This window comes from Streptomyces aquilus, from assembly GCF_003955715.1.
GTDB lineage: Bacteria > Actinomycetota > Actinomycetes > Streptomycetales > Streptomycetaceae > Streptomyces > Streptomyces aquilus.
Genome location: NZ_CP034463.1, coordinates 1023007 through 1047633 on the forward strand (window position 1 = coordinate 1023007; position 24627 = coordinate 1047633).

Below are 24627 nucleotides of genomic sequence, written 5' to 3' on the forward strand. Positions count from 1 at the left end.
TTATCGATAGCTTGTCTGAGCGCAAGGCCCGGCCCCTCCCGCCCGAGGGCCTCTCCGGGCTGCCCTGAATCCTGAACTCACTGCACGAAAAGGGGAGTTGTGGCTCATCTGCTGATGGTCGAGAGCTGGGTCGGGTCGATGAGCAGACTGCTGCCGAGGTCCATCCGGGAGGGTGGGCACGAGTTCACGTTCCTCACCCGCGATCTGCACCACTACCTCCGCTCGGCGCCCGAGGGCGCCGCCCACCCGCTGCTCGGCGCGCGCAACGTCATCACCGCCGACACCAACGACACCGACGCCCTGCTGCCCGAGATCGAGCGGCTGCACGCGGTGCTGCGCTTCGACGGCGTCCTCACCTCCTGCGACTACTACCTGCCGGCGGTGGCACGGATCGCCGGACAGCTGGGCCTGCCCGGTCCCGGCCCCGAGGCGGTCGAGAACGCCTGCCGCAAGGACGCCACCCGCCGGGTCCTCGCCGAGGCGGGCGTGCCCGGGCCCCGATACGCCGTGCACGAGGAATGGGCCGATCTGGCGCGGGCCGCGCGGGAGATCGGCTATCCGCTGGTGGTGAAGCCCGTCGACCTGTGCGCGGGCATGTATGTGCGGCGCGTGGACGACGAGGAGCAACTGGCGGCTGCCGTGCGTGCGTTGGCGGAGTTCCCGGTCAACGCACGCGGCCAGCGGCGTGATCCGGCGGTGCAGCTGGAGGAGCTGCTGGACGGCCCCGAGGTGAGCGTCGAGACCGTGTCGTACGCCGGGACGGCGCATGTGGTGGGCGTGACCGACAAGAGCATCGGCGGGGCGCCCGCGTTCATCGAGACGGGGCACATGTTCCCGGCCGCCCTGTCCGCCGCCGACACGGAGGCCGCCGAACACACCGCGCTCGCCGCGCTCAAGGCCCTCGGCCTCACCGACGGGGTCGTGGCGCACACCGAGATCAAGCTGACCTCCGCCGGTCCCCGCGTGGTCGAAGTCAACCCGCGCCCCGCCGGGAACCGCATCACCGAGCTGGTCCGCCATGTGACCGGCATCGACCTGGCCGCCGCCTTCGTGGACGTCTCCCTCGGCCGCGCACCCGATCTGCGCGGCGGCGCCACCGGAGTGCGCAGCGCGGCCATCGGCTTCCTGGTGCCGGAGGCCTCGGGCACCCTCGAAGCGCTGGACGGCGCCGAACTCCGGGGCGCGCCCGGGGTGTTGGATCTCCAGGTCGCCGAGCCCGGCCGGCAGGTGAAGGCGGCGGGCAGCAACAACGAGTACCTGGGCCATGTCATGGCGGCCGACGCCGCGGGCCTCGGCGCCCGCGACCGGGTCGAGGCCCTGCTCGGCGAGTTGCGCTCCGGGCTGGTGATCCGATGACCACCGTCGCCGACACCCTGACGTTCGACGGCCTCCTCGCGCGCGCCCGCGCCGGGGAGCTGGGCCCGGACCCGGCCGCGCAGCGCATCGCCGTGGCCTTCACCACGCGGCAGGCGGTACGGCACGAGGGGCGCGGCACCGGCTATCGCAACGAGGTGCTCAGTCTGCGGCTGGGCGCGGCCGTCGGCTCCTGCGCGGTCGAACCCGGCGCCCTGCCGGACGGGGCGGTGGAGGAGTGCGTCGGCGCCGACGTGGCCACACTGCTGGCCCACCCACTGCTGCCGGTGCGGGTGGCCGCGCTGGACGCCTATCTGATGCACGTCACCCCGCACACTCCGGAGCACGGGGCCAGGCCCGCCGCGCTGCCCGCCGGGACGTCGCTGGAGAAGTCCCGCGCGCGGGCGCAGGCCGTGATCGGGCTGCTCGATGTGCCGACGGGCGCGCGGGTGCTGGTGGTCGGGGTGGTCAACTCCCTCCTGGAGGCCTTGCGTTCGCGCGGGCTGCGCTATGTGCCGTGCGACCTCAAGGGTGGGCGCACCGAGTGGGGCGAGGCTGTCGTCGTGGACGCGCTCGCCGCGGCCGGCCGCTGCGACGCGCTGCTGGTGTCGGGGATGACACTCGGCAACGGCACCTTCGATCCGCTGCGCGAGCACGCGCGGACGTACGGCAAGCAGCTGGTCGCGTTCGCGCAGACCGGCAGTGCCGTGCTGCCGCGCCTCCTCGGTCACGGGGTGAGCGCGGTGTGCGCCGAGCCGTACCCGTTCTTCTGGCTCGACGGCGGCGCGGGTGTCGTCCATCGCTACACCGGCGGCCCGGAGGGCGGGCGATGACCACCACGGCCGTCCTGCCCGTCGCCCGCCCGGAACTGCTCACCCTCCTCGGCCGCACTCCCCTGGTCCGCGTCACCGCCGAACTGCCCGGCCCGCACCCCGGGTTCTGGGCCAAGCTCGAAGGGCTCGCGGCGGGCGGCATGAAGGCGCGGGCCGCCGTGTCGATGCTGCTGGGCGCCCGGCAGCGGGGGCAACTGCGGCCCGGGGCAGCGGTGGTCGAGTCGACCTCGGGGACGCTCGGCATCGGGCTGGCCTTCGCGGGCCAGGCCCTCGGCCACCCCGTCGTGCTGGTCGGCGACAGCGAACTGGAGCCGTCCATGCGGCAGTTGCTGCGCTCCCACGGCGTACGGCTGGAGATCGTGGACCGTCCGGCGGCCAGCGGCGGCTGGCAGGCCGCACGGCTGGCCAGGCTGCGGGAACTGCTGGCGGTGCTGCCGGGCGCGTACTGGCCGGACCAGTACAACAACCCCGACAACAGCGCCGGTTACGCCTCGCTGGCCGCCGAACTCGTCGACCGGCTCGACCATCTGGACATCCTGGTGTGCAGCGTCGGCACCGGCGGCCACAGCGCCGGCATCATCGGCCCGCTGCGGCGCCGCTGGCCCGCGCTGCGGCTGATCGGCGTGGACTCCACCGGCTCCACCATCTTCGGCCAGCCCGCCCGGCCCCGGCTGATGCGCGGCCTGGGCAGCAGCATCCACCCGCGCAACGTCGCCTACGAGGCCTTCGACGAGGTCCACTGGGTCGGCCCCGCCGAGGCCGTCGACAGCTGCCGGCGCCTGGCCCGCGGCAGTTTCGTCAGCGGCGGCTGGAGCACCGGAGCCGCCGCCCGCGTCGCCGCCTGGGCCGCCCGCGTCCATCCCGGCGCGGTCGTCGCCACCGTGTTCCCCGACGGCCCGCACCGCTACCTCGGCACCGTCTACGACGACGACTTCGCCACCGCCCACGGCCTCGACCTCACCACGGCCGCCACCCGCCCCGTCGAGATCCCGCACCCCCGGGCGGCGGAGGCCACCGGCTGGGTCCGCTGCACCCGAGTCACCGATCCCCTGCTCCTGGAAAGGACCCCGTGAAGGCCAGTCTGCGCACCGTACGCCTCGCACTCGCCGAGCCGCTGCGCATCTCCCGCTCCACCCTGTCCGCCCGCGACGCCGTGTGGCTCACCGTCGAACACGACGGCGTCACCGGTCACGGCGAGGCCGTCACCAGCGTCTACTACGGACTCGACACCGCCACACTGCAACGACTCCTCGCAGCGGCCGGCACGGCCCTGACCCGCTTCCCCGATCCCGAAAGCGCCCTGTACGAGGGCGAGTTGACGAACCCGGACACTCCCCCGGCCGTGACCGCCGCCGTCGAGGCCGCCCTGTTCGACCTCGTCGGCAAGCGGGCCGGCCTCCCCCTCCACCGGCTCCTCGGCACCGCCGAGCCCCCGGTCGCCGCCACCGCCCGCACCATCGGGATCACCGCACCGGCCGACGCGGCCGCGCAGGCACGCCGCCTCGCGGCGAGCGGCTTCGAGGTCATCAAGGTCAAGGCGGGCACCGCCGACCCGGAGGACGACGTGGAGCGCGTCCGCGTCATCCGCGACGCCGCTCCCCGGGCCCGGCTGCTCCTCGACCCCAACGGCGCCTGGACACCGGCCCAGGCCGAGGCGCTGCTCCCCCGGTTCGCCGAGATCGGTGTCGAGGCCGTCGAGCAGCCGCTTCCGCCCGGCACCCCGGAGGCGCTGGGCGCGCTGGCCGAGCGCTCACCGCTGCCGGTCATCGCCGACGAGGACGCCGTGGACCTGACGGACGTACGCCGTCTGGCCGGACGTGTGCAGGGCGTCAACGTCAAGCTCGCCAAGTGCGGTGGAGTGCGCGCCGCCCTGCGGATCGCCTCGGCGATCGACGCCAGCGGCACCGACCTCATGCTCGGCTGCCTCACCGCCAGCTCCCTCGGTCTCGCGCCCGCCGTCCACCTGGCCGACCGGGCCCGCTGGACCGACCTCGACGGTCATCTGCTGCTCGCCCACGACCCGTGGACCGGCATCGGCGGTGAGGACGGCGTCGTCCGCGCAAGCAGTCGCCCTGGACTGGGAGTTGAGGAGGTGGGGGCATATGAGGACGTGGCGTGAGATGCGCGGTTTCCCGCTCGCCGTCCAGCTCCTGCTGGTCAACCAGCTCGGCGTCAACACCGGCTTCTACCTGCTCATCCCCTACCTCGCCACGCACCTCACCGACAACCTGGGCATGTCGGCGGCCGTCGTCGGGATCGTCCTCGGGGTGCGCAACCTCAGCCAGCAGGGCCTGTTCATCATCGGCGGCTCCGCCTCCGACCGGCTCGGCGCGCGTGGGGTCATCATCGCCGGATGCGCGCTGCGGACCGTCGGGTTCGCGCTGTTCGCGCTCGGTGACGATCTGACCGTGCTGCTCGCCGCGTCCGTGCTGAGCGGGCTGGCGGGGGCGCTGTTCAACCCCGCCGTGCGGACGTACCTCGCGCAGGAGGCGGACCAGCGCAAGGCGGAGGCGTTCGCCCTGTTCAACGTGTTCGCCACGACCGGCGCGCTGGTCGGCCCGCTGCTGGGCAGCGCGCTGCTGCTCGTCGACTTCCGTACGTCCGCGCTCACCGCGGCCGGCATCTTCGCGGTGCTCACCGTCGCGCAGGCCCTGGTGCTGCCCGCCCGGGAGGTCGAGCCCAGCAAGGGCACCGTGCTCGCCGACTGGCGCGAGGTGCTCGGCAACCGGGCGTTCCTCGCCTTCGCGCTCGCCATGGTCGGCATGTTCACCCTGGAGAACCAGCTGTACCTGCTGCTGCCCGACGGCGCCCGGCGGGCCACCGGCTGGGACGGTGCCGCCGGACTCGTCTTCCTGGTCGGCACCCTCGCCAACCTGGCGCTGCAACTGCGCGTCACCCGGGCCCTCAAGGAGCGCGGGAACAGGGCGCGCTGGATCGCCACGGGGCTGGGGCTGATGGCGGTGGCGTTCCTGCCGCCCGCCCTGGTCGTGGGCTCCTCCGGCCATCCCGTGCTGCGCACGCTGCCCGTCCTGGCCGGCGCGCTGCTGCTCTACCTCGGGGTGATGGTCGCCCAGCCGTTCGTGATGGAGCTGATCCCCGGCTTCGGCCGCAGCGAGCTGACCGGCACCTACTTCGGCATCTTCTACGTGGTGTCCGGCATCGCCGCCGCCGTCGGCAACACCGTCGTCGGCTGGGCCATGGACACCGGGCAGCGCGGCGCCGCCTGGCTGCCGTGGGCGTGCTGCGCGGTGTTCGGGCTGGCGTCGGCGCTGGCGGTGGCCTGGCTGCACCGGGCGGGCTCGCTGCCGACGCCGTCGCGACCCGCCGTACCGGCGACGGTCTGAGGGGGGAACCGCATGACTGGTCCGCGCAACCTCCTCACCGACCACCCCGAGCTGTACGAGGCCCGCTTCCCCGACCCCGACCGGCTGGCCGGACGCTGGACGGAGGACTGCCTGCGCCGGCACGGCGCCGGACCGCGCGTCCTCGACATGGGCTGCGGCACCGGCCGCGACGCCGCGTACCTGCACGGCGTGGGCCGCACGGTCACCGGCGCCGACCTGTCGGAGGCGATGCTCGCCCACGCCCGCACCCACCATCCCGGGCCCGCGTACGTCCACGCCGACCTGCACGGGTTCGACGTGGGCCGGTTCGACGCCGTGGTGTGCCTGGACAGCGCGCTGCTGTACTGCCACACCAACGCCCAGCTCGACGCGTTCCTCACCTCCTGCCGCCGGGCCCTGTCGCCCGGTGGGCTGCTGGTCGCGGAGCTGCGCAACGGCGCCTACTTCCTCGGCCGCACCGACCTGCTGGACACGCCCACCGCCAACTCCGTCACCTGGCAGGGCACCGTCCACCGTTCCACGACCACGCTCACCGTGGACCGCACGGCCCAACTCCTGCGCCGTGTCCGCGTCTGGACCGCGGACGACGGCTCCGAGCCGGTCGCACAGCACTCGGCGTGGCGGCTGCTGTTCCCCCAGGAGCTACGGCACCTGCTGGCCGCGCACGGCTTCGAGGTGCTCGAACTCCACGACGGACCCGGCCCACGCACCGAACCCCCGTGGCAGGCCGGCCAGTTGCCCGGCGACACGGCGGACGCGGACCGGCTGCATTTCGTCGCACGCCTCCATTCCCCCGCCTGATCTCACACTTCAAGGAACCTCCATGTACGACGAACGTCATCCCGGCCTGCGCCGACGCGGTTTCCTCGCCGCCACCTCACTGGGCGCGCTCGCCCTCACCACCGGCTGCGGCACCGCCGACGGCGACAGCGACGCCAAGAGCGACGGCGCGCCCAAGCCCGGTGGGCGGCTGCGTGCCGCGTTCGCGGGCGGCGGCGCCAGCGAGACCCTCGACCCGCATCTGGCCAACCTCTTCGCCGACGTGGCCCGCGCCAAGGCGCTGTACGACAAGCTCGCGGACTACGGCGCCGACCTCTCCGCGCAGCCCCGGCTGGCCACCCAGTGGGAGCCCAACAAGACCCTCGACCGCTGGCAGGTCACCCTGCGCGAGGCCACCTTCCACGACGGCAAGCCCGTCACCGCCGAGGACGTCCTCTACAGCTACCGCCGTATCGCCGACCCGGACCAGGCGTTCCGCGCCAAGGCGTCCCTGGAGCCCATCGACCTGGACGCCAGCCGCGCCACGGGGCAGCGGTCGATCGAGTTCGTGCTCAAGCGGCCCACGGCCGAATTCCCCAACGTGCTGGCCGCGTTCGGGGCGTACATCGTCCCCGCCGAGGCCACCGACTTCGACAAGAAGCCGATCGGTTCCGGGCCGTTCCGGTTCGTCTCCTTCGCCCCCGGCCGCTCCGCCGTCTTCCGCCGCCACGACGCCTACTGGGAGGGCGCCCCGCACCTGGCCGAGCTCGAATTCGTGGTGGCCAACGAGGAGTCGGCCCGCGTCAACGCGCTCCTCGGCGGACAGGTCGAGTACGCGCACGAACTCAACCCGACCACGGCCCGCGCGCACGAGGGCAAGGGCCAGATCGAGATCGTGCGGCTGCGCAACAGCGCCATGCAGGCGTTCTGCATGAAGACGGACCGGCCGCCCTTCGACGACCCGCGCGTACGCCAGGCGTTCTTCCTCATCGCCGACCGCAGGGAACTCGTCGACGGGGCCCTGTCCGGGGCGGGGGTGGTCGGCAACGACCTGTTCGGCAAGGGGTACGAGTACTACGACGACTCCCTGCCGCAGCGCGAGCAGGATCTCGACAAGGCCCGCGCCCTGCTCAGGCAGGCCGGCGCCGAGAACCTCAAGGTCACCCTGGACACCTCGGCCGTCGCTGCCGGGTTCACCGAGGCCGCGAGCATCTTCCGCGACCAGGCCGCAAAGGCCGGTGTCACGATCGACGTGAAGACGGGCAGCAAGGACTCCTACTGGGCCGACATCCTCGACAACGGCACCCTGTGCTGCTACCGCTCCGGCGCCATGCCCATCGAGGCCCACATCTCCCAGCGGCTACTCACCGGCTCCACCACCAATGCCACCAAGTGGCGGCACAAGGACTTCGACGCGCTCTACGAGCAGGCCCAGTCCACCCGCGACGAGTCCGCGCGGGCCGCCGTCTACGACCGGATGCAGCGCCGCCTGTACACCGAGGGCGGTTTCCTGATCTGGGGGTTCGCCGACTGGATCCTCGGAACGGCCCGCACGGTGCGCGGTGTTGAGGCGAAGGCGCCCGCCAACACGCTCGACTGGGCGCGCTTCGACAAGGTCTGGCTGGCGTGAGCGGACTGCGTTCCTTCGTCGCCCGGCGGCTGCTCCTCGGTGCCGCGCAGACCGTGGCCGTGGTGCTGCTGGTCTTCGCGCTCACCGAGGCGCTGCCGGGCGACGCCGCCGTGGCCCTGGCCGGGGACCAGCCCGACCCGGCCAGGATCGCGGCGATCCGCGCGACCATGCACCTCGACGAGCCCGCCCATGACCGGCTCGCCGACTGGGCGGCGGGACTGCTCCACGGCGATCTCGGCACCTCGCTGGTCTCCGGCCGCCCGGTCGGCCAGTACATCGCCGACGGCTTCGGCCCCACCCTCCTGCTGGCCGCGCTCACCCTGGCGCTGCTCGTACCCCTCGGCTTCGGCCTCGGCGTGTTCGCCGCCCGCCACGAGGGGCGGCCGGCCGACCGGTTGATCAGCTCGGTGACCCTCGCGGTGTACGCGGTGCCCGAGTTCGCCCTCGGGGTGCTGCTGGTGACCGTCCTGGCGCTGCAACTGGCGTGGCTGCCACCGACCGCCGTCGGCTACGGCACGGACCTGCTCGGCCACCCCGCCGCACTCGTCCTGCCGGTGCTCGTCCTGCTGGCGCGGCCGGTGTGCTCGCTGTCCCGGCTGGTACGGGCGGGCATGATCGACGCGCTGGCCTCGCCGTACGTGGCGCAGGCCCGCCGCTACGGGATCCCGGCCCTCCGCGTCCACTACACCCACGCGCTGCCGGGCGCCCTCGCCCCCGCCGTCCAGCAACTCGCCCGCACCGTCGACTGGTTGCTGTGCGGCGTCATCGTCGTGGAGGCGCTGTTCGTGATCCCCGGCCTCGGCACCGTGCTCCTCGACGCCGTCGCCGAACGCGACGTGCCGGTGGTCCAGGGGCTCGCGGTGGTGTTCGGCGTGCTGACCGTCGTCATCAACCTCGGCGCGGACCTCGTGGCCCACCGGCTGGCGCCCCGGGCGGGGGTGGCCGCGTGAGCACGGTGCGTACGGGGCGCTTCGCGCTCGGCGTCGCGGTCATCGCCGTACCGCTGCTCATCGCCCTGCTGGGGCCGACGTTCGCGGGTCAACCGGGGCCGCGGGCACTGTCGTTCACGCTGGGCGACGGTCACTGGCTCGGTACCGACTTCGTGGGCCGGGACGTGTGGCGCCAGGTGCTGCACGGGGGCCGGCCGGTCGTGCTGACCGCGCTGGCCGCCACCGCGCTGTCGTACCTCGTCGCGCTCCCGGTCGGTCTGGCCGGGGCGCTCACGCACCGCCGCTGGCTGGAGGAGCTGCTGATGCGGCCCCTGGACGTCCTGCTGGCGGTGCCGTCCCTGCTGCTGATCCTGCTGGCCGCGACCGTGTTCTCGCCGGGGGCCGTGGGGCTCGCGCTGCTGGTCGCGCTGGTCAACGTGCCCGACGCCGCCCGCATCGTCCGGGCCGCCGCGGCGGAGGCCGCCGCCCGCCCGGCCGTCGAGGCGCTGCGCATGCAGGGCGAGACGTGGTGGCGGATGGCCGTCGGCTACGTCGGCCGGTCCATCCTGCGCACCCTGGCCGCGGACGCCGGGACGCGGCTGACCGGTGTGCTGTACCTGGTCGCGACGGCGGCGTTCCTCGGGGTCGGGGTGGCTCCGGACGCCGCCGACTGGGCGGTCATGGTCGACCGCAACCGTACGGGCCTGTTCGTCCAGCCGTGGGCCGTCGTCGTCCCCGCCCTGCTGATCGTCGCGCTGACGATGGGCACCAATCTCCTCTTCGACGCGGCGCTCGGGGGCGACCGGGGTCGAAACGCGGGAAGGGAAGCACGCTCGTGAACCACAGGGACGACAGTGCGGGGCGGGGCGGGGAGCGCTCGGACACGCAGCCCCTCGCCGAGGAACCGCTGCCTCCGAAGCCCGTCGCCGAAGAACCCTTGGCCGAGCTGCGTGAGCTGCGGGTCGAGATCGGCAGCAGGGCGATCGTCGACGGCGTGACGCTCAGGGTGGTGCCCGGCAAGGTCACCGCCCTGGTCGGCGCCTCCGGCAGCGGCAAGACCACCACCGGGCTGGCCCTGCTCGGGGAGTTCCCGCCGGGGGCCCGCGTGACCGGCGAGGTGCGCCGGGCCACTGACGACCCCGTGGGCTACGTCCCGCAGCATCCCGCGGCCGTGCTCAACCCCGCCCGCCGGATCTCCGCGCTCCTCACCGACATCGCCCGCGCCCAGGTGGGCCATCTGCCGCGAGCGCGGCGCCGGACGGCGGCCCGCGAACGAGTCCTGCACGCGCTCGCCGAGGCCCAACTCCAGGACGCCGACGCCCTCTTGCGCCGTCACCCGCACCAGCTCTCGGGCGGACAGCAGCAGCGCGTCGTCCTCGCGCAGGCCCTGCTGCTGGGTGCCCGGATCATCGTCGCGGACGAGCCCACCACCGGCCAGGACGCCCTCACCAAGAGCCGCGTCGTCGAGCAGTTGGCGGCCGTCGCGGCCCGCGGCATCGCCGTCGTCCTGCTCAGCCACGACCTGGACGTCGTACGGGCGCTCGCCGACGAGGTGATCGTCATGCGGGCGGGCCGGGTCGTGGAATCGGGTCCTGCGCAGCGCCTCTGGTCGGCGCCACGGCATCCGTGGACACGCGAACTCCTCGCCGGACACCCGCAGTTCCCGACACAGGCAAGTTCAACGGGGCGGCCCGTCCTCCAGATCCGGGACCTGGTCGCCCGCCACCGCGACACCACCGTGCGCGGCACGACCGAGGTGCTGCGGACGCCCCGACTCGACCTGCACCACGGCGAGTGCCTCGCCGTGGTCGGCCGTTCCGGCAGCGGCAAGACCACCCTCGCCCGCTGCCTGGCCGGACTCCACCGCGACCACGACGGCCGAGTCCTCCTCGACGGCGCCCCGCTGCCGCGCAGCCTGCGCGGTCGCAGCCGCGCGCAGCTGGCGGCCGTGCAGTACGTCTTCCAGGACGCGCGCGCCGCCTTCGACGAACACCGGCCGGTGCTGCACCAGGTGGCCCGCACCGCCGTACGGCTGCGCGGCACCGACCCCGCCGCGGCGACGCGGGAAGCCCTGGCCACGCTGGCCGGCCTCGGCCTGGACGAGGATCTCGCCCGCCGACGCCCGGGGCGGCTCTCCGGAGGTGAACTCCAGCGAGCCGCCCTCGCCCGCGCCCTGCTGGCCCGCCCCCGCGTCCTCGTCTGCGACGAGATCACCTCCGGCCTGGACACCGTCACCCGGCGCGGCATCCTCGACCTCCTCACCACCCTGCTCCACGACCGCGGCGACGACCTGTCCCTCGTCCTGATCACCCACGACCTGGACACCGCCGCACTCGCCCACCGCATCGCCGTCCTGGACGCCGGCGAACTCGTCGAGCAGGGTCCGGCCGACCGGGTCCTCACCGCGCCCCGCCATCCGTTCACCCGGTCACTCCTGGAGAGCACGGCCCGTCGTAGGACCGGCCAAGCGACATCGGCCGTCTAGGACGGAAACCGACCTAATAGCGGCCTACCGTCGAAGCATCCAGCACCACCGACGAAGGGGAACACCATGACCGAGGACAGGACTGCCGCTCCCCAGGGCTACACCAGCGTGACCCCCTGGGTCGTCACCGATGACACGGGGGCGTTTCTCGACTTCGTCGCCCAGGCCTTCGAAGGTGAGGAGCTCGGGCGGGTGGTGACCGAGGACGGGCTGATCGGACATGGTGAGATCCGGGTCGGCGACACGGTCGTGCTCGCCTTCGACCGCCGCGCGGAGTGGCCGGTCATGCCGAGCCTGCTGCGCGTCTTCGTCGCCGACGCCGACAAGGCGTTCTCCCGGGCCCTGGCGGCGGGTGGCCAGGTGGTCACCGCCGTGACGAACGACGCCTTCGGGCAGCGGGGCGGCCGTATCAAGGACCCGTTCGGCAACATCTGGTGGGTGGTCAGCCATGTGGAGGACGTGCCCGAGGCGGAGATGTGGCAGCGGTTGCGCGAGCCGGTGTACGCCGAGGCGATGCGCGTGGCCCAGGAGACGCTGGACGCGGAGCTCAGCGGTCGGCGCAGCGGGCGCAGCAGCGCGCCCGTCAGGAGCGGCGACTGACTGGGCCCGCCCCCGGGCCCGGTGCGGCGAGTCCTACGGCGTGTCGCTGACCGGCGGCAGCGCCGCCCAGACCTCTTGCAGCAGCGCCTCGTAGTGCTCCCCGTAAGTGACCACGCCCGCGTACACCGCGTCGAGGGCGGCCCGCAGGGGGTCCGCCTCCGCGGCTCCGGTCACCGCGGGCAGCGCCATGTGGGGCTGGGACATCCGCCGGGACGGGTCCGGGGCACCGCTGGTGACTCCCGTGGTGAACACGGCGGTTGCGGACCGGCGCCCGGGCACCCGCTGCGTCTGGGACCATTCGACGGCGGCGGCCGCGGGACCCACCACCTGCGGTGCCTCCCAGGCCGTCACCCCCGGCCGCGGCGCGGGCGGCTGGAACGGGGGCCGCTCGGGCGGGACGGCGTCGCCCACGGTCCGGTCCGGGGCGTGCGGGTCGTCGGCCAAGGTCTGCCACATGCGCCCCCAGTCGTCGAAGGGCGGCGGCAGAGGGCGCCCCTCCGCGAGCGCGGTGAGCCCGTCGGTGACCCAGTCGAGAGCGGTGAGGCCGGACTGTTCGCAGGCCCGCCGAGCCGCCAACAGGGCCACTGCCCGCTGGACTTCGGGACCGGCGGCGTCGATCGCATGGACCAGGGGCGGGTCGAAGCGCACCAGACCGCGGACGTTGCCCAGGACCTCACGCAGGGCCTGGCTGGGCAGCTGCCCGCCCCACTCCCAGCGTTCCAGGGCGAGTTGGTTCTCCCGCTCGGCCCCCTCCTGTTCGAGTCGCTCGCGGCGCTCGGCCTCGGCCCGCTCTTCCGGGGTGGGCGGCGGCGGTTGCTCGGCGGCGTAGGTGTGCCAGTAGGCGGCGATCTTCGACGTGTGCCGGAGCACGCGGTCGGTGTCCGGTGGGGCGGGCCAGAACTGCAGGAGATAGCAGTCCAGTTGCGGCTCGTCGTCCATCCGGGTGTCTTTCCTGTTCGCCTCGTCCATGCCCTTGGCGCAGTAGCGCACGCGGTAGTCGGTCTCCTCCAGGTCCAGCTCCCAGACGTCTTCGCCCGCCCACTGCACCAGTCGGCTGTCCGCCGAGACGGGACGGAAGGACACCTCCACCACGTCCTCCCACCGCGGGTCCAAGGCGGGCGGCTCCTCATGGACCTCGACGGTGAAACCGACGTCCCCCGTGTGCAGCCCGGTCGTCAGCCACAGGGCGCCCGGGATCGCGGCACCGCACAGACCCGCGCGCTGTCCGGCGAACGCCTCGGCGAGGTCCGGGCCGAAGCTCTCCGGGTCACTCTCGACATAGATCTGCCCGTAGTGCACGAACACTTCGCCCTCGACCGGCCTGCGCATCGCTACCTCCCGCTGGATGTGCCACCACCCTACGGACGACCACTGACAGCGCCGTCGGGCCGCGAACCCCCTCAAGACGCGCGCCGTCAGGACTTCTTCGCCGTCCGGGCCCGGTACGCCGCGACCGTCGTCCGGCTCGCGCAGGCGTTGGAGCAGAAGCGACGTGTCCGGTTCCGTGACTGGTCCACGAAGTAGTTGCCGCAGCCTTCCGCCGCGCACCGCCCCAGCGTCACGGCCGGCTCCCCGGCCACGACCAGCGCGAGCTGGGCGGCGATCAGCTGGCCGGCCCAGCGCTGGGCCGGAGTGCCGTTGCGGCTGAAGTGGACGTGCCAGCCGCCGAGTCCGTCATGGTCGGACAGATGCATCTCCGGCGGGTAGTCACGCAGCAGCCGGTGCACGGCCTCGGGTGCGGTGCCGTCGACCGCCTGCGCCAAGGCCTCTCGCACGAGGTCCGGCAGCTCGCCGTAGTCGCCGTCCGGCGGCGGAGTGATCTCGTGTTCCTCGAAGAACTGGCCGACGAACTGGCCGTGTTGGTCGAGAGACCTCGTGTTGGCCAGCTCGACGGCCAGCCGCGTCACGTTCCCGACGTAGTCACCGTATTGCACTTGACCACCTACATCGCCGCTTCCTAATGTAGGCGCCATGATATCTGATGCCACCTACATCGCTCGTCGGCTGCACCTGCTCGGGGAATGGGACGCCGCGCTCGCCGTCCTGGGCCCGGACGCCGAACCCGAGCTGCGTGCGGAGATCGCCGTAGAGCGCTGGTTCTTCCGGATCGAGGGTCATGAGGAGGCCGAGAAGGCGGTCGCGGCGCTCGACCCCGCGTCGCCGACCGCACAGCTGCTCACGGCGCGACTGGCTTACAGCCGGCTCCTGTTCCGTCGCGACCCGCGTCCCGACGACCGCGCCGTGGCCGAGGCCGGCTACCGGGCGGCGGTCGAGGGCGGTGACGAGAAGCTGCGCGGCTGGGCCGAGTTCCACTGGGCGGTCCTGCTGGACAACATCGACGAGGACCCGGCGGCCGCCGACCCGCACTACGAGACGGCACTCGACCTCGCCACGGCGACGGGCGACGAGTTCCTCGAGTCGTACATCATCCGGCACGTCGCTCCGCGCAGGGAGCCCGCCGAGCGGATCGCGATGCTGCGCCGCTCGCTTCATCTGCGGGGCGCGCTCGGTGCCCGGCCGCAGACCGTCGCCGCACAGGCCCTCCTCGCCCGCGCCCTCCCCGAGGACGACCCCGAGCGCGCCGAACTCATCCGTACGTTCCGCCCGGCCGCGGAGGAACTGCACATCGGCTGGCTCCTGTCCGCTCACGTCTGAGGGCGCGAGTGCGCGCCGGCGGCTCGTACGATGAACCGCCTCACGAATCGGTGAGCACAGCTTCGTGACGTGCGCGAGAAGGAGACAGGATGAGCGGGCGGCGGCCGACGGGGTCCGGCGGGTTCGTGAAGGTGTGCGGGCTCACCCAGGAGCAGCAGATCGACTGGGCCATCGAGCTGGGCTACGACGCCATCGGCGTCGTGGTGACCCCCAGGAGCAAGCGGTACTGCCCGCCCGAGCGGGCCGTGGCGCTCGCCGACCACGCCCGCGGACGGATTCCCACGTTCGCCGTGGCGCTGGCCCATGAGGAGACGCGGGCCGTCGCCGAGCACTTCGACACGATCCAGGTCTACGAGATGGTCGACATCCCCAACCTCGCCCTGGCCTCCGGCACGCCGCCCGAGCACCCGGAGGCCCTGGATTACTTCTTCTACGACGCCAGCACGGGCAGCGGTGTCTTCGCCGACATCCCCGAGTGGGTCAAGGACGTGCCCGGGCGGGTCGTGATCGCCGGGGGCCTCGACGAGTACAACGTGGCGGGTGTGATCAAGACCTTCGCCCCCTACGGGGTGGACGTCTCCAGCAGCGTCGAGACCGCGCCGGGGATCAAGAGCCGGGAGAAGATGGCCGCCTTCATCGCCGCGGCCCGCTCCCACTGAGCGGGCTCACTCCAGCAGCGTGCGCAGCGGTCCCACCGGCAGTGCATGGCGGGTGTGGCCGCGCGGACCCGTGGTCGTGGTGGCCGTCAGCAGGGAGTTGAGGACGGCCTCCTCCACGGCGTCGAGCGCGGCGCCGAAGAGCGGGTCGAGCCGGTCGTCGGGCAGCACGGCCGGACCGGCGGGCTCGCCCAGCGGGCGGGTGCCGAAGGCGAGGCCGTAGTCGCCGCTGCCGTGGCCGTACGCGGCACCGACGCGGGCCAGCGCATAGACCGCGCGGCGGGCCACCCGGGTCAGCTGGCGGGCGTCCAGCGGCGCGTCGGTGGCGGCCACGACCATGCAGGAGCCGCGGTCGGGTCCGGCGTCCGGGTCGGGCAGACCGACGTCGACGGGTGTGACCGTACGGCCCGAAATCCTGAGCCTGCCACCGAAGTTGGCCTGCACCAGCACCCCCACCGTCACCTCCCGGCCGCTCAGCGCGAGCCGTCGCGACGAGGTGCCGACACCGGCCTTGAACCCGAGCGCGGAGGTCCCCGTGCCCGCCCCCACGCACCCTTCGGCCACCGGCCCGTCGGACGCGTTCTCCAGCGCGGACCGGATATGCTCCTCGCGCACCGGGCGGGAGCGGATGTCGGACAGCAGCCCGTCGTTGCACTCCCCCACCACCGGGTTCAGGCTGCGCACGTCCTCGTTGCCCGGCCGCTCCAGCATCCAGCCGACCAGGGCGTCGGCGACCCGGAAGGCGGAGAGGGTCGAGGTGAGCAGCACCGGCGTCTCCAGCGCGCCGAGTTCGGCCAGCTGCGTGCCGCCCAGCAGCTTGCCGTACCCGTTGCCCACGAACACCCCGGCGGGCAGCGGGCGTTGCGGGCCGATCCCGTCCGGCACGATCGCGGTGACGCCACTGTGCACCCGTGGCGGGTCGATCAGCGTGGTGTGGCCGACCCGGACGCCCGGCACGTCGGTGAGCGCGTTGTGCGGCCCCGTGGGCAGGTCACCGACGCCGAGGCCGATGTCCCGGGCCCGAGGAGCGGCGCCGGAGGAGGACGGGCGAGGGGCGGGTGCGCTCATGATCGGCACCCTACGCGGACACGGTTCCGCGCCTCGCGCGGTTATGCCTTGTCGAGCTGGTCCGCCAGATCGGCCAGGCCGTCGGCGTACAGGTCGAAGCGGTCCTCGGGGGCGGGCGGATCGCCGACCGGGCGGGCGACGTACGCGGTGCGCAGGCCGAGGCGCTGGGCTCCGCGCAGGTCCCAGGCGTGGGCGGCGACCATCAGCAGCCGCTCCGGCGGTCGTCCGGAGACGCTGACGGCCAGTTGGTAGACCGCGGGGTCCGGCTTGAAGGTCGCGGCCTCCGCGGCGGACAACGCCTGGTGCCAGCGGAGTCCGGCGTGGGCGCTGAGTTCCAGCAAAGCCGTACGGCTTGCATTGGACAGCCCGATCAGCGGGAACCGCCGGGCGAGCCGCGCCAGACCCGCCAGGGTGTCGGGCCACGCCGGGAGCCGCCGAGCGGACAGCGCCAGCGCGGCGGCCGCCGAGTCGTCGGCTCCGGTGGCGTCGGCCACCAGCCGCGCCGCCTCCCGGTCGATGACCTCGCTGGTGGTGAAAGGCCTCGCCCCCGCCACGACGCGGGCCTGCTCGTGCTCGACGTGCCGCTGCCACAGGGAGAGGAGTTCCTCGACCCTGGTGTCGTCGAGCGAGGCGTCGAGTGCGCGGATGCCGGCGCGGAGTCCGGCCGGTTCGTCGACGAGGGTGCCGAGCACGTCGAACACGAGGGCGTCGATCGCCGGCTCTGTCATGGGCGGGGCCTCCCGGAGGGATCACGGTGGCGGGCGGCGCGGGCACCGGTGAGTGCCCACGCCGCCCGGTGTCCGGCTCACCGTCGGGCGGCGCCGATGGTGATGATGCCGGCCAGCTTCGGGCTGGTGGCGTTGTCGTAAACGACCTCGCCGCCCGCCTTCTTCCAGATCTTGATCCGGAACGTGTCCGCGGTGGCCGTGACCCGGAATCCGTAGCCGCTGCCGCCGTTGACCGTGCCGGACCCCTGGTAGACGGCCTGGCCACCGGTGACCACGAGCCAGTCGGAGCCGGTCGAGCGGAACTTCAGCTTGGCCGGGCCGAAGTCGAGCGACGCCCATCCCGTGGGGACGGTGGCTCCCTTCTCGTACAGGGCCACGAGGGAGAAGGCGGCCTTGCCGGTCAGGGCCGGGCGGGCGGGGTAGGCGCCGGCCGGGGAGGTGTAGACCCCGGTGCCGAAGGCCGGTCCGGCGGAGCGGTCGTAGACGATCAGCTCGGGGAGGGTCCTGCTGTCCGAGGCGCCGTCGTCGTCGGTGACCGTGACGACCGGGCGGCGGATGCCGGCCTTGGTGTAGGTGTGCTCGGCCCGGCAGCCGGTCGCGGTGACCTTGCCGGCCTGCGGTGCGGTGCCGTCCTTCCAGTCGACCTCGCAGGTGTGGGTGTCGGAGGAGCCGGGGTCGGTGAAGGCGGCCGTGACGACGGCGGTCCCGCCCACCGACACCGCGGACCGGGGTCCGGTGGCGGCGGTGAGGGCCGGTGCCGCGTTGGCCACCTTCACGGTGGCCGTGTCGCGGCTGCGGCCGCCGGTCAGGGTGACGGTGTAGGTGCCGTCGTCGGTGCAGGTGAGGGTGGTGCGTGCCGCGGTGGGGTCGGCGAAGGCGCAGCGTGCCCCGTCCTCGACCGTCCACTGCGGGCTGCCCGCCCCCGACAGGGTGCCGTTCAGCGCGAGCGCGTCGCCCTCGGTGCCCTCGGCGTTCGGGCCTGCGTGCACGACGGTGACCGGATCGATGCTGGTGAGCGTCGGCACGACCTTCTTGATCAGGCCGTCCGCGTCGAACTCCAGCTTGTCGACGGTGGTTTCACGGTGTGTGCCGTCTCCGCCGGGGAGGGCGAACCGGTGGTAGGCGATGTACCAGTCGTCGGTGTTCGGCACATGGACGACGGAGTGGTGGCCGGGGCCCTTGATGCCGAGCGAGAGGTCCTTCTCCAGGATCACCCCGCGCTTGGTCCACGGGCCGGTGGGCGAGGGGCCGGTGGCGTAGGCGACCCGGTAGTTCTCGTCCCGGGTGTCGTTCTCCGACCACATGAAGTAGTAGGTGCCCTGGCGCTTGATGACGAAGGAGCCCTCGTTGTAGCCGCTGGGGGTGATGTCCTTCGTCTTCGCGGTGTCGATCGAGACCATGTCGGCGTTCAGCGGGGCGACATAAGCGTGGCCGTTGCCCCAGTAGAGGTACGACGTCCCGTCGTCGTCCGTGAACACGGCCGGGTCGATCATCTGGCCGCTGAGCTGGCCCGCCTTCAGCAGCGGTCGGCCGAGGGCGTCCTTGAACGGGCCGGTCGGCGAGTCGGACACCGCGACACCGATGTTGGCGTCGGCGCAGAAGTAGAAGTAGTACTTGCCGTCCTTCTCGGCGATGGTCGGCGCCCAGGCGCGGCTGTCCGCCCAGGAGACGTCGGGGCCGAGGTCGAGGATGACGCCGTGGTCCTTCCAGTGGACCAGGTCGGTGGAGGAGTAGGCCTTGAACTGCGTGCCGCTCCAGCCCTCGAAGCCGTCGGTGGTCGGGTAGATGTAGAAGGTGTCGCCGAAGCGGACGATGTTCGGGTCGGCGTTGAGGCCGGGCAGGACCGGGCTCTTCATGACGAGCGCCGAGACCGTCCAGGTGCGCTTCTTGCCGTCGGAGCCGGTCACTTCGTACGTCACCGGCTTGCTGAAGTCCTGGACGCTGCCGGAGGCGGGGCTGATCGCCGCGCCGTGGGCGAGGGTGAACTCCGGTGCCAGCGAGGTGAGATCGGCGCCTTCCTTCAGCGGCAGCGTGATCTTGCTGTCCGCGTTGTCGATGATCGCGTCGACCTTCAGACCGGACTGCGTGGCCTTGGCGATGCCCGCGGTGTTGCCGCTGAGCTCCATGACCTCCGCGGCCGTCAGGGCACGGTCGTAGATGCGGAAGTCGTCGACCTCGCCGCCGAAGTAGGGGTCGGCCGCGTACAGGGAGCGGCCGATGTAGCCGCTGTAGTCCTTGTTCGCGTCGTAGAGTTCGGACGGCTTGATGCCGGTCGTGGTGCGGGCCGCCTCGACGCCGTCGACGTAGAGGATCATCGTGCCGGTCGTGCCGTCGAGGGTGACGGTGACGTGCCGCCACTCACCGGGGGTGAGCTGGGAGCCGGCCGTCAGCTTCGACTCGGCGGACCAACTCGCCTTGGTGATGGCCGAGTAGAGGCTGGAGCCGCCGTTGGAGGGGGTGGCGAACAGGTACTTGTCGCTGTCGGGGCCGAGCCCGAACAGCCACTGGAAGCTCGCGCCGCCCTGCCACTTGGCGTACGTCGACACGGTCACGCTGCCGGCGTTCTTCAGCACGCCGTTCGGGATCTTCACGTACGGGGAGGTCGCCGAGTCGCCGGACATCTTGAACGAGCCGCCGTGGACTCCGGTGCCGAACGCGGGAGTTCGGGCGTAGGTGCCGTGGTAGCCGTGGCCGCTGGCGTCGCGGGCGATGTTGCCGCCGGTCTCGTCGAAGTCGTACTCCAGGAGCAGGTCCGCCGGGACGTCCGGGCCCTCCGCCGAGACGGTGACCTCGGCCCGCACCGGCAGTGCGGCGCCGTCGGGCAGGCTGCCGGTGACCGTGAAGGTGCCGGGCTGTGCGTACTCGGACGCCGGGACGTCCTCCCAGTCGACGGCGACGGGGCGCTTGACACCGTCGGCGTAGGTGGCGATCACCGTGGCCGGCAGGACCGGGGCCTCACCGGTCCGGGTCTTGACCTGGATGTCCTCGACGCTCTCCACCAGCTGGTCGGGCTGGTAGGCGCGCAGCAGCCGGTCGTACTCGGCCTGCGTGACCGGCAGGACCGTGCCGTGGCGCGGCCTGGACGGCAGGTCGTAGTCGGCGACCGGGGTCCAGACACCGGAGTCGAGGTCGGTCGTCTCGAAGGGGAGGTAGCCACGGCCGCCGAACTCGTCGAGGAACGCGTACCACTTCTCCTCGGTGTTCGACTTGAACACCAGCGGGCCCTCGGCGGCGCTCATCGCGCCCTTGCCGATGCCCTCGGCGACCGGGGTCCACGAACCCAGGATCGAGTCGCTCTTCTCCTCGAAGATGAACTTGCTGTTGGGCGTGGAGGAGGAGTTGTTCCGCTCGTCCTTCGACAGGCGGTAGTAGGTGCCGTCGTGCCGGATCATCGTGGAGTCGATGACCGAGTAGCCGCGGTCGACCCAGACCTTGGGCTGGCTGAAGGTGTAGAAGTCGCGGGTGGTCGCGTACATCATGCGGTTGTACGTGTCGCCCGAGTGCGCGTCGTTGTCGTACAGCTTCGACGCCCAGAAGACGACGTACTCGCCGCGCTCGGCGTCGTAGAAGGCCTCCGGGGCCCAGGTGTTGCCGGCGCTGTCCGGGGAGACCTTGACCAGGCGCTGGTTCGTCCAGTGCACGAGGTCGGTGGACTCCCAGACCATGATGGACTTGCTGCCGCTGCGCTGGGCGGCGTCCCAGTCGCCGTTGCCGTAGATCCGCAGGTCGGTGGCGATCTGGTAGAACTTGTCGCCCTCCGGGGAGCGGATGATGAACGGGTCGCGCAGGCCCTTCTCGCCGAGCGTGGAGGTCAGCACCGGCTTGCCGTCGTTCAACTCCCGCCACTTCAGCGGGTCGTCGCCCTTGCTGAGGGCGGCGTAGAGCTGTTCGCCGTCCGAGGTGCCCTCGCCGGTGAAGTAGCTGAACATGTAGCCCTTGAGGGCTTCCTGCTTGGGGAGTTCGGGGACCTTCGCGGTGAAGGTGCGGGTCGTGGACGCCTCGCCCTTGGTGACGGTGGCGGTCAGTTCGACGGTGGTGGCGCCGTCGCCGTGCGCGGGGCGGTGGACGACTCCGTCGTCGGTGATGACGTCCGAACGCGCCGAGGACCAGGCGACGTGGGTGCCGTAGTCGCCGTCCGCGGGGAGGGTGAGGTTGCCGCGTACGTCGTCGAGGTTGTGGACGGTGAGGGCCTCGGCGGCCTGCTCGGTGGCGGTCTTGTCGTCGAAGGCGGGCAGGACCGTGACGTCGAAGGACCTGGTGTCCGTCACCGTGCCCTTCTTCAGGGTCGCGGTGAGCGTGGCGTGGGCGTTCGGCTCGCCCGCGGCGGGGCGGGTCACCTTGCCGGTGTCCGAGACGGCGGCGGTGTTGTCGCTGGCCCAGCTGATCGTGGAGCCGCCCGCCGTGCCGGTCTTCGGCAGGTCCAGGTCGGCGGTGACGGCGCTGGTGTCGCCGAGGTCGAGGGCCGCCTTGTCGTCGGCGACGCCCTGGGTGGCCACGGGGAGCGAGAGCCGCTCGACCTCGGAGGCGTCCAGGGCACGGTCGTAGACCCGGAAGTCGCGGATGCGGCCCTTGAAGAGCTTGTCGCCCGAGTAGACGGACTTGCCTATGTAGTTGGCGGTGGTGGTGCCGGAGCCGATGGCGCCCGGGGTGGTGGTGACCGCGGTGTTGCGGCCGACCTCGACGCCGTCCTCGTACAGCACGCCCGTGGATCCGGTCTGGGTGTAGGTGAGGTGCTTCCACACCGCGCGGGTCAGGTTGTGCGCGTCCGACGGCTTGGTGGTCTGTTCCGTCGACCAGTTGCCGGTCGCGATCGAGGTGCGCAACGCGTTGCCGGTGGTGAACAGGTAGCCGTTGCCGCTGCTGCCGCTGGAGTTGCCGAAGCCGTAGATGAAGTACGGCGTGGACTGGGCCGCATCGATCAGCACGTCCGTCGAGACGGTGATCGCGCTCATGCCCTTCATGACGTCGTCGGGCACCTTGACGTAGGTGTCGGAGCCGTTGAAGGCGAGCCCCTGGCCGGAGGCCGACCAGTCGGCGGTGCCGCTGACCGTGCCGTCCCGGCCGTGGCCGGAGGCGTCGGTGACGGTGCTGCCGGAGGCGTTGTCGAGCTTGTACCAGAGGGCGAGTCCGTCGGTGATGTCCGCGGTGTCGGCGGCGGTCGCGGAGGTCACCGGAGCGGTCAGGCCGAGGAACAGCGACACGGCGGTCAGGCCCGCGAGGCGGCCCGCCCAGCGTCTCGCGCGGGGGCGCGGACGTGCGAGGTGCGTCATGTGGGGTTTCCCTGCTGAGGCATGGCTGACGGAGGAGGGGAGGGCAAGCAGGAGTCAGCCGGGAACGGGCGCCTCGGCCAAGGGCGCCCTGACGTTTCGGCTGGGTGACGTCGTGTTGCGAGAGTGTCAAACGGGTTGTGGTGCAGCGTCAAGAGGTTTCGAACAATGTCCGACAGGTCGAACAGACGGTTTCGGGGGTGCTCAACGGCGCGAGCGCCAAGGCGCGTTGGCGCGGGCTCCGCGAAGCCCGCGCCCTTGGTGCCGTCTCAGCCCACCGCGCGCTTCACGAGCGCACCGATCCGTTCCTCCACGTCGGCCGTCACCTCGGTCAGGGCGAACGCGGCCGCCCACATCGGACCGTCGTCCAGCTTCGCCAGGTCACTGAACCCGAGGGTCGCGTACCGCGCCTTGAACTTCTCCGCGCTCTGGAAGAAACAGACGACCTTGCCGTCCAGGGCGTAGGCCGGCATGCCGTACCAGAGCTTGGGCGCGAGCGTGGGGGCGGCGGCGGTGACGACGGCGTGCACCCGCTCGGCCATCACCCGGTCCGAGTCCCGCATCTCGGCGATCTTCGCGAGCACGTCCCGCTCGGCCTCCGCCGCCTTGTCCGCGTTCGAGCGGCGCCGCGCGGCGGTCTTCATCTCCCGCGCGTGCTCCTTCATCGCGGCCCGCTCCTCGGCCGTGAACCCCTCGTAGGCGCCGTCTTCGGTACTGGCCATCGCGCAACTCCCCCTCGTGGACCTCGGTGTGCAGACCTTCGGATCTCGCTGTGCACGACTTCGGGAGGGGACTTTAGTCCCGATCGTGCCGACGGCGGAGTTCCGCCGACAGATGGTGCTGCAACGGCTGTCCCACCGCCGCGAGATCGTGGACGAAGGTGAGGGTGTCGGCGCCGGTCAGTGTGTAGCGGCGGCGGGTGGCCTCGACCTCCTTGGCCGTCGGGGTCAGGGCCACCTCCTGGGTGGACAGGTCGACCGTGCCCTCCTCGGCATGGCCCACGGCGATCTCCGCGATGCCGGTGGGCTGGGTGATCAGGGCCTCCACCCGGCCGTCGGGCTGGAGTCGCCACCAGCCGCTCTCGCGGGCCGCCGGACGCAGCGGGTTGTCGTCCGCGTCGATCAGCCAGGCCCGGGCCTCGTAGCGGAGGAAGGGGCGGCCGTCGTGGCTGAAGGTGACCTCCTGCGCGTAGGCGAAGTCCCCGTCGAGGGTCGGGTATCCCCCGCGGCCGCGGCCGTGCCAGGTGCCCAGGAAGCCGAGCACCGGCTTGAGCAGTGCGTGGGGTGCGGGTGCCGCGTCCGGCCCGTGGGCTTCGCCGTACGGGTACTGCGGTGCGGGTTGGGACACGTCGGTGCTCCTCGGGGTCGGGCCGGTTCGTGGGAAAGCCTAGGCCGCGCCCACCGGCGCGACTTCACTTCCCCAGCCGGTAATTCACTCGCCCGGCCGGAAGCCGAGCACATAGGCTCCGCCCGCGCACCTGGGACGCGACACACGACCGCGAGGGGACCCCCATGGAAACGCCCGGCTCACGCACCGACCGCTTCGGCCTGCTGCTCGACCAGTTCGACCGGGCCCGGGAGATGGCCGAGGTCCGGCTCATCGGCCTCAGCGACGAGGAGTACCTGTGGGAGCCGGTGGCCGACTGCTGGTCGCTGCGGCGCCGCGAGGAGGCGGTGACCCCTCGGGCGTTCGGGCCCGGTGACTGGGTGCTCGACCTGGGCGCGCCGGACATCCCCAAGAACGAGTACGCGGAAGTCGCCCGGCAGGCCGCCTCCGGCATGTCCGTCGAGAAGATCGCCGAGGACTGGAGCGTCAGCGTCGAACGGGTCCAGGAGATCCTCGACCACACCGGCCCGCTGGAACCCGACAGGACGCCGGTCACCACCATCGCGTGGCGCCTCGGACATCTGCATTTCGAGTTCGCGGGCGCCTGGGAGTGGGCCTTCGGCGAGCGGCGCCGGGATCCGAAGCTGATGGTCGACTTCTCGCCCTCGGCGGCCGTGACGCTGGAGCGGTTCTGGCCGGTGATCGACCGCTGGCGCGAGAGCGTGGGCCGGATGACGGAGGAGCAGCTCGACACGGTCGGGTTCTCCCAGTACCCGTACGGCGGGGACGCCGACGAGCCGTACATCAGCGTGCTGTGGGGCGCGAACCTGGAGTTCATCCACCACATGGCCGAGATCGCCCTCCTGCGCGACCTGTGGCGGGCGCGGTTCGGCACCGCCGGGTGACCCGAGCCCGGGCAGCGGAAATGCCGTGGAGCCGCAGCTCGGGGGCGTGTTAGCGTCCCCACGCCGGCCGCGGGACTTCGGTGCGACTT

21 protein-coding genes are annotated in these 24627 nt (G+C 72.4%); 14 read left to right on the forward strand and 7 right to left on the reverse strand.

From position 1 onward, the window contains the following. The first annotated feature begins 99 nt into the window (after window positions 1–99). From EJC51_RS04865 to EJC51_RS04915, 11 genes are all read left to right on the forward strand, one after another. The gene (locus EJC51_RS04865; RefSeq protein ID WP_208870688.1) at window positions 100–1356 is read left to right on the forward strand and encodes an ATP-grasp domain-containing protein; all 1257 of its coding nucleotides are present in this window, start codon (window positions 100–102) and stop codon (window positions 1354–1356) included. Next, entirely contained in the window at window positions 1353–2186 is an 834-nt protein-coding gene (locus EJC51_RS04870) for a Rossmann-like domain-containing protein (RefSeq protein WP_126269866.1), read from the forward strand. Before EJC51_RS04865 ends, EJC51_RS04870 begins: the two co-directional genes overlap by 4 nt. Continuing rightward, window positions 2183–3259 (forward strand): PLP-dependent cysteine synthase family protein, encoded by a 1077-nt coding sequence (locus EJC51_RS04875; RefSeq protein ID WP_126269867.1) that lies wholly within the window; start codon window positions 2183–2185, stop codon window positions 3257–3259. The genes EJC51_RS04870 and EJC51_RS04875 overlap by 4 nt, the downstream gene beginning before the upstream one ends. After that, on the forward strand, window positions 3256–4305 hold the full coding sequence (locus tag EJC51_RS04880; RefSeq protein WP_126269868.1) for a dipeptide epimerase: 1050 nt from the start codon (window positions 3256–3258) through the stop codon (window positions 4303–4305). The genes EJC51_RS04875 and EJC51_RS04880 overlap by 4 nt, the downstream gene beginning before the upstream one ends. Continuing rightward, on the forward strand, window positions 4289–5530 hold the full coding sequence (locus tag EJC51_RS04885) for an MFS transporter (RefSeq protein ID WP_126269869.1): 1242 nt from the start codon (window positions 4289–4291) through the stop codon (window positions 5528–5530). The genes EJC51_RS04880 and EJC51_RS04885 overlap by 17 nt, the downstream gene beginning before the upstream one ends. 12 nt (window positions 5531–5542) lie before the next feature. Then, window positions 5543–6331, forward strand: a complete 789-nt coding sequence (locus EJC51_RS04890; protein ID WP_126269870.1) for a class I SAM-dependent DNA methyltransferase — start codon at window positions 5543–5545, stop codon at window positions 6329–6331. A 22-nt stretch (window positions 6332–6353) separates the two neighbouring features. Further along, the gene (locus tag EJC51_RS04895) at window positions 6354–7919 is read left to right on the forward strand and encodes an ABC transporter substrate-binding protein (RefSeq protein WP_126269871.1); all 1566 of its coding nucleotides are present in this window, start codon (window positions 6354–6356) and stop codon (window positions 7917–7919) included. Beyond that, window positions 7916–8869, forward strand: coding sequence for an ABC transporter permease (locus tag EJC51_RS04900; RefSeq protein WP_126269872.1), 954 nt, complete (start codon window positions 7916–7918; stop codon window positions 8867–8869). The genes EJC51_RS04895 and EJC51_RS04900 overlap by 4 nt, the downstream gene beginning before the upstream one ends. Continuing rightward, window positions 8866–9687 (forward strand): ABC transporter permease, encoded by an 822-nt coding sequence (locus EJC51_RS04905; RefSeq protein WP_126269873.1) that lies wholly within the window; start codon window positions 8866–8868, stop codon window positions 9685–9687. The genes EJC51_RS04900 and EJC51_RS04905 overlap by 4 nt, the downstream gene beginning before the upstream one ends. A gap of 68 nt (window positions 9688–9755) precedes the next feature. Continuing rightward, window positions 9756–11333 (forward strand): ABC transporter ATP-binding protein, encoded by a 1578-nt coding sequence (locus EJC51_RS04910; protein WP_126276820.1) that lies wholly within the window; start codon window positions 9756–9758, stop codon window positions 11331–11333. Window positions 11334–11399: 66 nt separating this feature from the next. After that, window positions 11400–11933, forward strand: a complete 534-nt coding sequence (locus tag EJC51_RS04915; protein ID WP_126269874.1) for a VOC family protein — start codon at window positions 11400–11402, stop codon at window positions 11931–11933. A 33-nt stretch (window positions 11934–11966) separates the two neighbouring features. Here the strand turns inward: EJC51_RS04915 and EJC51_RS04920 are convergent, their stop codons facing one another. Both EJC51_RS04920 and EJC51_RS48585 read right to left on the reverse strand, forming a co-directional pair. After that, complete coding sequence (locus tag EJC51_RS04920) at window positions 11967–13262, reverse strand: hypothetical protein (RefSeq protein WP_126269875.1); 1296 nt, start codon at window positions 13260–13262, stop codon at window positions 11967–11969. Between the two features lie 86 nt (window positions 13263–13348). Further along, window positions 13349–13867: a CGNR zinc finger domain-containing protein gene (locus tag EJC51_RS48585; protein ID WP_126269876.1), complete on the reverse strand. Its 519-nt coding sequence runs from the start codon at window positions 13865–13867 to the stop codon at window positions 13349–13351. A gap of 37 nt (window positions 13868–13904) precedes the next feature. On the opposite strand from EJC51_RS48585, the gene EJC51_RS04930 reads away from it, so the two are divergent. Together EJC51_RS04930 and EJC51_RS04935 are read left to right on the forward strand one after the other, a co-directional pair. Continuing rightward, complete coding sequence (locus EJC51_RS04930; protein WP_166682826.1) at window positions 13905–14588, forward strand: hypothetical protein; 684 nt, start codon at window positions 13905–13907, stop codon at window positions 14586–14588. A gap of 89 nt (window positions 14589–14677) precedes the next feature. Continuing rightward, the gene (locus tag EJC51_RS04935) at window positions 14678–15247 is read left to right on the forward strand and encodes a phosphoribosylanthranilate isomerase (protein WP_126269877.1); all 570 of its coding nucleotides are present in this window, start codon (window positions 14678–14680) and stop codon (window positions 15245–15247) included. Window positions 15248–15253: 6 nt separating this feature from the next. On the opposite strand, the gene EJC51_RS04940 is transcribed toward EJC51_RS04935, so the two are convergent. From EJC51_RS04940 to EJC51_RS04960, 5 genes are all read right to left on the reverse strand, one after another. Then, window positions 15254–16312, reverse strand: a complete 1059-nt coding sequence (locus EJC51_RS04940; RefSeq protein WP_126269878.1) for a DmpA family aminopeptidase — start codon at window positions 16310–16312, stop codon at window positions 15254–15256. Between the two features lie 41 nt (window positions 16313–16353). Then, entirely contained in the window at window positions 16354–17040 is a 687-nt protein-coding gene (locus tag EJC51_RS04945) for a haloacid dehalogenase type II (protein WP_126269879.1), read from the reverse strand. Between the two features lie 77 nt (window positions 17041–17117). Then, on the reverse strand, window positions 17118–22310 hold the full coding sequence (locus EJC51_RS04950) for a family 43 glycosylhydrolase (RefSeq protein ID WP_126269880.1): 5193 nt from the start codon (window positions 22308–22310) through the stop codon (window positions 17118–17120). A 266-nt stretch (window positions 22311–22576) separates the two neighbouring features. Next, on the reverse strand, window positions 22577–23029 hold the full coding sequence (locus EJC51_RS04955) for an iron chaperone (protein WP_126269881.1): 453 nt from the start codon (window positions 23027–23029) through the stop codon (window positions 22577–22579). A gap of 73 nt (window positions 23030–23102) precedes the next feature. Then, window positions 23103–23654, reverse strand: a complete 552-nt coding sequence (locus EJC51_RS04960) for a heme-binding beta-barrel domain-containing protein (RefSeq protein ID WP_126269882.1) — start codon at window positions 23652–23654, stop codon at window positions 23103–23105. A 164-nt stretch (window positions 23655–23818) separates the two neighbouring features. On the opposite strand from EJC51_RS04960, the gene EJC51_RS04965 reads away from it, so the two are divergent. Then, a complete protein-coding gene (locus EJC51_RS04965) occupies window positions 23819–24538 on the forward strand; it encodes a DinB family protein (RefSeq protein WP_126269883.1) in 720 nt (239 codons plus the stop codon). Window positions 24539–24627 lie beyond the last annotated feature (89 nt).